Origin of the sequence: Pseudomonas sp. GD03842 (genome assembly GCF_029841165.1) — a bacterium.
Classification (GTDB): domain Bacteria; phylum Pseudomonadota; class Gammaproteobacteria; order Pseudomonadales; family Pseudomonadaceae; genus Aquipseudomonas.
Genome location: NZ_JAOCEA010000018.1, coordinates 100,881 through 109,907, shown reverse-complemented (window position 1 = coordinate 109,907; position 9,027 = coordinate 100,881). Strand labels below are relative to the sequence as shown.

Genomic DNA, 9,027 nt, shown 5'->3' with positions numbered 1-9,027 from the left:
GCTGAATAACCTGCGCAGACCGTGATGGGGAAACCCCTGTAGGAGCGCGCTTGCCCGCGAACGGTCGGCACATACGACAGAGAGGTATCGGATGGGCTGGCGTAGTCGCGGGCAAGCGCGCTCCTACAGACGGCGCACAGTTCAAATTGGCCTGTTCGTCGGCGTGGTAACAAGAGCGTACCAGCGGCCCGGAAGCGCTCAGCAAGCTTTTGGCTGGCCTGCGGACGGCTATCCCACGCAAGAGTTGCTGAATAACCTGCGCAGGCCCTGATGGCGAAATATCTGTAGGAGCGCGCTTGCCCGCGAACGGTCGGAACATACGACACTGACGCATCGGACGGGCTGGCATAGTCGCGGGCAAGCGCGCTCCTACAGGGCGGCGCACAGCTCAAACAAAAAGGGCCGGATATCGCTATCCGGCCCTTTTATCTGTTACCGCTTCGATCAGCCCGCAGTCAGCAACGACTTGGTCAGCTTGGCCTGTTCGTCGGCGTGGTAAGAAGAGCGTACCAGCGGCCCGGAAGCCACGTTCTTGAAGCCCATCTTGTAACCTTCTTCAGCGAACCAAGCGAAGGTATCCGGGTGCACGAAACGCTGAACCGGCAGGTGGTTACGAGACGGCTGCAAGTACTGACCCAAAGTGAGCATGTCGATGTTGTGCTCGCGCATGCGGTGCATCACTTCGATGACTTCGTCGTCGGTTTCGCCCAAGCCCAGCATCAGGCCGGATTTGGTTGGCACATGCGGGACCATTTCCTTGAAGCGCTGCAGCAAGGTCAGCGACCACTGATAATCCGAGCCGGGACGGGCAGCCTTATACAGGCGCGGTACCGTTTCGAGGTTGTGGTTGAACACATCGGGAGGCGTCGCAGCTGTGATTTCCAGCGCGATGTCCATGCGACCGCGGTAGTCCGGGACCAGTGTCTCGAGCTGCACGTTCGGCGAAAGCGCACGAATTTCACGAATGCAGTCGGCGAAATGCTGGGCACCGCCGTCACGCAGGTCGTCGCGGTCCACCGAGGTGATCACCACGTACTTCAGGCGCAGGTCAGCGATGGCAACGGCGAGGTTCTTGGGCTCATCGACGTCCAGCGGCTTCGGACGACCATGACCCACATCGCAGAATGGGCAGCGACGGGTGCAGATGTCACCCATGATCATGAAAGTCGCAGTGCCGCCAGAGAAGCATTCGCCCAAGTTCGGGCAGGAGGCTTCTTCGCAGACGCTGTGCAACTTGTGTTTGCGCAGGAGTGCCTTGATGCGGTCTACCTCCGGGGACACCGGGATACGGACGCGAATCCAGTCCGGTTTTTTCGGCAGTTCGACCGTCGGGATGATCTTCACCGGGATGCGCGCGACTTTCTCGGCACCGCGCAGCTTCACGCCGGCTTCGACCTTGGGACGCACAGGACGCTCGGGCGTATGCACGTTGACTGTCGGGATCTGGGTTTGCACGGCGCCGTCGGCCGTCTCATGCGCAGTAGTCATATCAATCGATTCCGCCCGTTAGGGTCGTCTGCTCAGCGTAGTCGAGGTGTCTGACGAGCTGCGCACGCAGCCGGGCACTGACCTCGGCAAATTCAATCGGACCTGCCTGTTCGCGAAGCTGGGTCATCGCCAGCCCCGCATACCCGCAGGGATTAATCCGTTTAAACGGGTCCAGATCCATGTCGACGTTCAACGCCAACCCATGAAACGAACAGCCGTTGCGAATACGAAGGCCCAGCGAGGCAATCTTCGCCCCGTCGACATAGACCCCCGGTGCTTCGGGTTTCGCAGCTGCCGCGACGCCAAAGCTGGCCAGCAGCTCGATCAGGCTGTGCTCGATCCGGGTCACCAGTTCGCGCACGCCAAACCCGAGGCGACGCACATCCAGCAGCAGGTAGGCCACCAGTTGCCCGGGGCCATGATAAGTCACTTGCCCGCCGCGATCGACCTGTACCACCGGAATATCACCCGGAAGTAGTAGATGCTCGGGCTTGCCGGACTGCCCCTGAGTAAATACGGGGGGGTGCTGAACCAGCCACACTTCGTCCGGCGTGTCGCGGTCGCGGCCGTCCGTGAAACGTTGCATGGCTTGCCAGGTGGGCTCGTAATCGATCAGTCCCAGATCACGAAAACCCAGACGCCCCGCCATCACAGCACCATGTGCACGAAACCGGTGGCCCGCAGTTCGCTGTTGATGTCGTAAAGCTGATCCTGGCCAGTGGCGAAGATGTGCAGTTGGATGGTGGTGTATTTGCCGTTGCTGCTCTGGCGCTCGTCCACCCGCTCATCGTTAATCGTGGCGTGCTTCTTCACGATGTCGATGATCTGCTGCTTGATGTCCACGATGGTGTCCCCGATCACCTTGATCGGGTAATCCTTGCAGGGAAATTCGATTTTTGGAGCTTTAGCTTCGGTATCTGTCATGGCAGTAACGGCCTCGTAAGCCGGAAAACGGACAGGCCCCTGCCGCGATCAGCGGCAGGGGCGGACGGAACAACAGTCAATGCGCGGTCAGTCGATAGCCAACCGGCAATCAGTTGAACAGACCGTAGAAGAACATGCGGATGCTGTCCCACAGGCGGCGGAAGATACCACCTTCTTCAACGCTGTCCATCGCGATGAGATTAGCGGTGCGTACCACTTTATCTTCCAGCTTCACTTCAACCTGACCGATCACATCGCCTTTGGCGATAGGGGCGACCAGTTTCGGATTGATGGTCATGCTGGCGGTGAGCTTCTTGATTTCACCTTTAGGCATGGTCATGGACAAGTCTTCGGCCAGACCGGCCTTCACTTGACGCTCGGTGCCTTTCCAGACCGGCGCTTGGGCCAGTTCGGTGCCCTTCTGGTAGAAGGTCTGGGTTTCGAAGAAGCGGAAGCCGTAGGTCAGCAGTTTCTGGGTTTCCGCGGCGCGGGCCTGCTCGCTGGTGGTACCGAACACGACCGCGATCAGACGCATACCGTCTCGAACTGCCGATGACACCATGCAATAGCCCGCTTCTTCGGTGTGACCGGTCTTCAGGCCGTCGACCGTCTTGTCGCGCCACAGCAGGAGGTTACGGTTCGGCTGTTTGATGCCGTTCCAGAAGAACTCTTTCTGCGAATAGATGGCGTAGTGAGCCGGGTCTTCATGAATGATCGCGCGAGCAAGGATCGCCATGTCGTGCGCGGTAGAGTAATGGTCCGGGTTCGGCAAACCCGTTGGGTTCATGAAGTGGCTGTTGACCATGCCCAGGTCGCCAGCGGTCTTGTTCATCATGTCGGCGAAAGCGTCTTCACTGCCGGCAATGTGCTCGGAAACCGCGACGCTCGCATCGTTGCCCGACTGAATGATAATGCCGTGCAGCAGGTCGCTGACGGTCACCTGGCTGCCCACCTTGATGAACATCCGGGAACCGCCGGTACGCCAGGCGTTTTCGCTGATGGTCACGGGGTCGTTTTCGCCAATCTGCCCACGACGGATTTCCAGCGTGGCGATGTAGGCCGTCATCAGCTTGGTCAGACTGGCAGGCGGCAGACGCTGGTCGCCGTTGTTTTCGACCAGCACGTTACCGCTGTTGGCGTCCATCAGCACGTAAGCCTTGGCAGCCAGTTGCGGTGGCGATGGCGTCATCTGCTCGGCCGCGAACACGGCAGGCGCGGTGAATAGCGGGATAAGCAGGCATAGGCGTTTTGCAAAGGTGGTGATGTTCATCCGTCTCTCGAAATTGCTAATGGGCAAACATGCCCTTGCGGGCAAAGCGTAATGCCAGGCGGACCTGGCGAGCGGGGCCACATTCTACAGGTGGCACCCTGGATGGTCCCGTGAAAAGCTGCTGACAGTGCTGCGCTGATAGCAAGCGTCTGCCAGGCGCTTCGATCCTCCCCCGCTGTCGGGGTTCGGACCGTTGCGTTCTTTTACTGGTCCGACGTCACGACGCTTGGCGACCCCAGGTTCGCCGAACGTACGCTGTTCTGCAGCTGCTGGGCTTCACCCGGCGTGTCTACCGGCCCCAATCGGACGCGATAGAGCGTCTGTTGATTGCGCGCTATCGAGCTCACGAAGACCGGAGCCCTCACCATTCCGCTCAGTTTCGACCTCAGGAGTTCCGCAGCGTCCGGATTGGCGAAGGCTCCCACTTGGAGAAACAGCCCAGACGCTTGTCCGGAAGCGTTTTTTTTTGCGTCGATCGGCACGGGCGTCACAGGGGCGGCATGCTGTTGCGGCGGCGGCGTCCATTGCTCGATGGTGCCCGCCGACGCAGTGATCACAGGGGTGGCCGCTTGAGGCTGCGGCCGAGCCGCAGGCCCGCTGAGCGCGACTTGCGGCTGATCCAGCATCAGCGGAGCCGGTTTGCCCCGCTGAGCCCAATACTGGGCAGGATCGATGCCTTCCACCTTGACCCGCGCCGTACCGATTTCGGCATAGCCGAGCTTTTTCGCTGCGGCGTACGACAGGTCGATGATGCGATCCGAATAAAACGGCCCGCGGTCGTTGACCCTCAGAATCACGGTGCGGTTGTTGTCCAGGTTGGTCACCCGAACGTAGCTGGGCAGCGGCAACGTCTTATGCGCTGCGCTCATGCCATACAGGTCATACACCTCGCCGTTGGCGGTGTTCTGCCCGTGAAACTTGGTGCCGTACCAGGACGCCGTACCGGTCTGCACATAGCTGGCGGAGTCGGTGAGCGGGAAATAGGTCTTGCCCAGCACCGTGTAAGGGTTGGCCTTATAAGGACCGGTGTGCAGTGTCGGGACGGCGTCCGGGATACGTGAAACATCGACATCCCACCATGGCGCGCCGTCTTTGTGCGCGCGATTGATGTCCAGCCCCGGTTGCGACCGGATGATATTGCCTTGCTGCTTTGTCGGTCGGCTGGTGGAGCAACTGACGACCAGCAACGCAAGCGTTGCAAACGCTGCCAGCTTCAATGGTTTTTGGATCGACCGCATTACTTGACGTCCCGAGCTTGAACAAGCAGTTCAGACAGCTGATGCACGGCCATGGCGTACATCACGCTGCGGTTGTAACGCGTGATTGCGTAAAAATTCTTCAAACCCATCCAGTATTCAGGCCCCGCGTCGCCGTCTAGGCGAAACGCCGTGACCGGCAAATCATCGCGCAGCGCATCATGACTCGCCCACCCCAACGCTCGCAACTCCCCCACAGTCTTGACCGGCTCGATGCCGGGGCTCAACCCCTCGTCGACCCGGTCGCCGCGCACGGTCGCACGACTGACCACCGGCTCACCCGCCACCCAGCCGTGACGCTTGAAATAACTGGCGACGCTGCCGATGGCGTCGTCCGGGTCGGTCCAGATGTTGATGTGGCCGTCACCGTCGAAATCCACCGCGTAATTGCGGAAGCTGCTAGGCATGAACTGCGGCAAACCCATTGCACCGGCGTACGAGCCCTTAAGGGTCAACGGGTCCACCTGCTCTTCACGCGCGAGTAAAAGGAACTCTCGGAGCTCCTTTCGAAAAAACTCTGCGCGGGGCGGATAATCGAAACCCAGTGTGGATAATGCGTCGATCACCCGGTAATTGCCGGTATTACGACCGAAAAACGTTTCCACGCCGATGATCGCGACGATGACCTGGGCCGGTACACCGTATTCTTGTTCGGCCCTCGCAAGGACCGCCTCATGCTGCCGCCAAAAATCCACGCCGCGCGCCACTCGGGCGTCAGTCAGGAACATGGGGCGGTAATCCTTCCACGGCTTCACCCGTTCGGCGGGCTTGGAAATGGCGTCGAGGATCGACTGTTTGCGTTCGACATTACGAAAGACTTCGATCAGTTGCTCCCCGGCGAATCCATAATCCCGGGTCATGTCGCTGACGAATTGCGCGACCTGCGGGGAGCCTTCATAGTCACCGGCAAGCGACTCCTGCACTGAGCCGAGGATGCCCATCAGACCGACCAGCGGCGCATATCGAGCAGCCCAGCCACGCACTACCTGCATTGAGTTCCTGACCTTAAAACCTGACCGGTTATTCACTGTAATCAAACCTGAGCGATCCACTTGCGGTGCGTATGGACCGACATCAAAACCCCAAACGCTGACAGCAGCGTCACGAGCGAAGTTCCGCCATAGCTAATGAAGGGCAACGGCACCCCAACCACCGGCAGCAAACCGCTGACCATACCGATGTTGACGAACACGTAAACAAAAAATGTCATGGTCAGGCTGCCCGCGAGCAGCTTGCCGTAGAGGGTCTGGGCCTGAGCGGTAATGACCAACCCACGCCCGATCAGCGCCAGATAGATCAACAACAGGGCACAGATGCCCACCAGGCCGAACTCCTCGCCCAGAACGGCAATGATGAAGTCGGTGTGGCTTTCGGGCAGGAAATCCAAGTGGGACTGGGTGCCCAACAACCAGCCTTTGCCGAAGACGCCGCCCGAACCGATCGCAGCCTTGGATTGAATGATGTTCCAGCCAGTGCCCAGGGGGTCGCTCTCGGGATCGAGGAACGTCAGAATCCGCTGCTTCTGGTAGTCGTGCATGAAGAAAAACCACATCGCGACCGCCACGGGCACTGCGGCGGCGATGACCCCAATGATCCAGCGCCACCGCAGCCCTGCCATGAACAGAACGAACGTCCCGGAGGCCAGGATCAGCAATGAAGTGCCGAGGTCCGGCTGGCGCACGATCAGGATGAAGGGCAAGCCGATCAAACCCAGGCTGACCGCCACATGCTTGAGGTGCGGCGGCAATGTGCGCTTCGACAGATACCAGGCGATGGTCGCCGGCATGATGATTTTCATGAATTCGGAAGGCTGAAAGCGAATCACCCCTGGAATGTTGATCCATCGGGTCGCGCCCATGGCGTTGTGGCCCATGACGTCCACCGCGACCAGCAGCAGGACGCCGAGTACGTAGGCCACTGGCACCCAGCGCGCCATGAAGCGCGGTTCCAGCTGCGCGATGATGAACATCGACACCAGCCCGATTCCGAACGACGTGCTTTGCTTGATCAGCAGGTCCCAGCTTTTGCCGCTGGCCGAATACAGCACGAAGAGACTGCCGGCCGCCAGCGTCAGGAGCAGGATCAGCAATGGACCATCGACGTGGATTTTCTGCAGGAATGTGGCGCGACGGCGCATCACATCTTCGCTGGAAAGGATGCGGTCGAAATTACTCTTCACGGGCCGCGGTCTCCGGAGGCAGTGTGTTGGCGGCGTACTCAGGTTTCAGGCGGCCATCCGAGCCCAGCAACCAGGCATCCATGACCTGACGTACCACGGGAGCCGCTGCGCCGGAGCCGGACTCACCGTTTTCAATCATCACCGCCACCACGATCTTCGGGTTGTCGGCCGGCGCGAAGCCCACGAACAAGGCGTGGTCGCGATGGCGCTCCTGAACCTTCGAGCGGTCGTACTTCTCGCCCTGCCGGATCGCCACGACCTGGGCCGTGCCGCTCTTGCCAGCGATGCGGTATTGCGCGCCGATGGACGCTTTGCGCGCGGTGCCACGCGCGCCGTGCATGACCTGTTGCATGCCGTGGTTGACCTTGGCCCAGTCCGACGGGTCGCGCAGGACGATATCCGGCATCGGATTGTGATCCACCGGCTTTTCGCCTTCAATCGTCCTGGCCAGATGCGGCCTGTTCCATTTGCCCTTGTTGGCCACCAATGCCGTGGCTTGGGCAAGCTGCAGCGGGGTCGCCTGCATGTAGCCCTGGCCGATCCCGAGGATCAGCGTCTCGCCGGGGAACCAGGCCTGACGGCGTGTGATGCGTTTCCAGTCGCGGGACGGCATCAGGCCGGGCGACTCTTCGAACATGTCCAGCGAGACCTTTTGGCCGATGCCGAACTTGTTGAGGTAGGTAGACAGGCGATCGATCCCCACCTTGTGGGCGAGGTCGTAGAAATAGGTGTCGTTGGAACGCATGATCGCGGTGTCGAGGTCGACCCAGCCGTCCCCGGTGCGGTTCCAGTTACGGTATTTGTGGTCGTAATTGGGCAGCATGTAGTAACCGGGGTCGAATACCCGGGTACTGGCCGTCACCACGCCCGTGTCAAGGCCAGCAATGGCCACCGCTGGCTTGATGGTCGAGCCGGGGGGATAAAGACCGCGCAAGATGCGGTTGAACAGCGGCCGGTCGACCGAGTCGCGCAGCTCTGAATAGGCCTTGAAGCTGATGCCCGTGACGAACAAGTTCGGGTCGAAACTCGGCTGACTGACCATGGCCAGCACTTCACCGGTGTTCGGATCGAGCGCGACCACCGCGCCACGACGGCCGCCAAGGGCCACCTCGGCAGCTTCCTGCAATTGGATGTCGAGGCTGAGGACGATGTCCTTGCCCGGCACCGGATCGGTCCGTTTGAGGACACGCAATACCCGGCCACGGGCATTGGTCTCGACCTCTTCATAGCCCACCTGCCCGTGCAGTTCGGCCTCGTAAAACCGCTCGACGCCGGTTTTGCCCATGTGATGGGTACCGCTGTAATTCACCGGATCGAGGGATTTGAGTTCTTTTTCGTTGATTCGGCCCATGTAGCCCACCGAATGCGCAAAATGCGCACCTTGCGGATAGTGCCGGATCAATTGCGCAACCACCTCCACGCCCGGCAACCGGAACTGGTTCACGGCAATCCGGGCGATCTGCTCTTCCGTCAGTTCGAACAGGATCGGCACAGGCTCGAAGGGACGGCGGCCCTGCTTCATGCGCTTTTCGAAGATGATCCGGTCATCCGGCGTCAACTCCAGCACTTCGATGATGGTGTCGAGCACTTTGGCCCACTCACCTCCCGCGCGCTCGCGGGTCATGCTCAAGTTGAAGCTGGGCCGGTTGTCCGCGATGACCACGCCATTGCGGTCGAAGATCAAGCCCCGGCTCGGCGGAATCGGCTGTACGTGCACCCTATTGTTTTCCGACAGCGTGGAGTGATAGTCGTACTGGATCACCTGCAGGAAATACAGCCGCGCCACCAACACGCAGATCAGCACGATGACGATCACAGCGCCGACCACGACGCGGTTGCGCACCAGGCGTGCGTCCTTTTCGTGGTCTTTCAGGCGAATCGGCTGAGACATTTAGGGCGTGTTCACAGTG

At 60.4% G+C, this 9,027-nt stretch carries 8 protein-coding genes; all 8 read right to left on the bottom strand.

Features of this window, described 5'->3' with window-relative positions:
- Positions 1-444 precede the first annotated feature (444 nt).
- On the bottom strand, positions 445-1,488 hold the full coding sequence (gene lipA, locus N5D61_RS22610) for a lipoyl synthase (protein WP_108239569.1): 1,044 nt from the start codon (positions 1,486-1,488) through the stop codon (positions 445-447).
- A 1-nt stretch (position 1,489) separates the two neighbouring features.
- The gene (gene lipB / locus N5D61_RS22605) at positions 1,490-2,137 is read right to left on the bottom strand and encodes a lipoyl(octanoyl) transferase LipB (RefSeq protein ID WP_108239568.1); all 648 of its coding nucleotides are present in this window, start codon (positions 2,135-2,137) and stop codon (positions 1,490-1,492) included.
- Entirely contained in the window at positions 2,137-2,412 is a 276-nt protein-coding gene (locus tag N5D61_RS22600) for a DUF493 domain-containing protein (RefSeq protein ID WP_108239567.1), read from the bottom strand. Before N5D61_RS22600 ends, lipB begins: the two co-directional genes overlap by 1 nt.
- A 109-nt stretch (positions 2,413-2,521) precedes the next feature.
- Positions 2,522-3,682 (bottom strand): D-alanyl-D-alanine carboxypeptidase family protein, encoded by a 1,161-nt coding sequence (locus tag N5D61_RS22595; protein WP_108239566.1) that lies wholly within the window; start codon positions 3,680-3,682, stop codon positions 2,522-2,524.
- Positions 3,683-3,885: 203 nt separating this feature from the next.
- The gene (locus N5D61_RS22590) at positions 3,886-4,920 is read right to left on the bottom strand and encodes a septal ring lytic transglycosylase RlpA family protein (protein WP_279894273.1); all 1,035 of its coding nucleotides are present in this window, start codon (positions 4,918-4,920) and stop codon (positions 3,886-3,888) included.
- Complete coding sequence (mltB, locus tag N5D61_RS22585) at positions 4,920-5,930, bottom strand: lytic murein transglycosylase B (RefSeq protein WP_108239564.1); 1,011 nt, start codon at positions 5,928-5,930, stop codon at positions 4,920-4,922. The genes N5D61_RS22590 and mltB overlap by 1 nt, the downstream gene beginning before the upstream one ends.
- 41 nt (positions 5,931-5,971) lie before the next feature.
- Positions 5,972-7,075, bottom strand: coding sequence for a rod shape-determining protein RodA (rodA, locus tag N5D61_RS22580; protein WP_177411110.1), 1,104 nt, complete (start codon positions 7,073-7,075; stop codon positions 5,972-5,974).
- 31 nt (positions 7,076-7,106) lie between these two features.
- Positions 7,107-9,008 (bottom strand): penicillin-binding protein 2, encoded by a 1,902-nt coding sequence (gene mrdA, locus N5D61_RS22575; RefSeq protein ID WP_108239562.1) that lies wholly within the window; start codon positions 9,006-9,008, stop codon positions 7,107-7,109.
- Between the last annotated feature and the right edge of the window lie 19 nt (positions 9,009-9,027).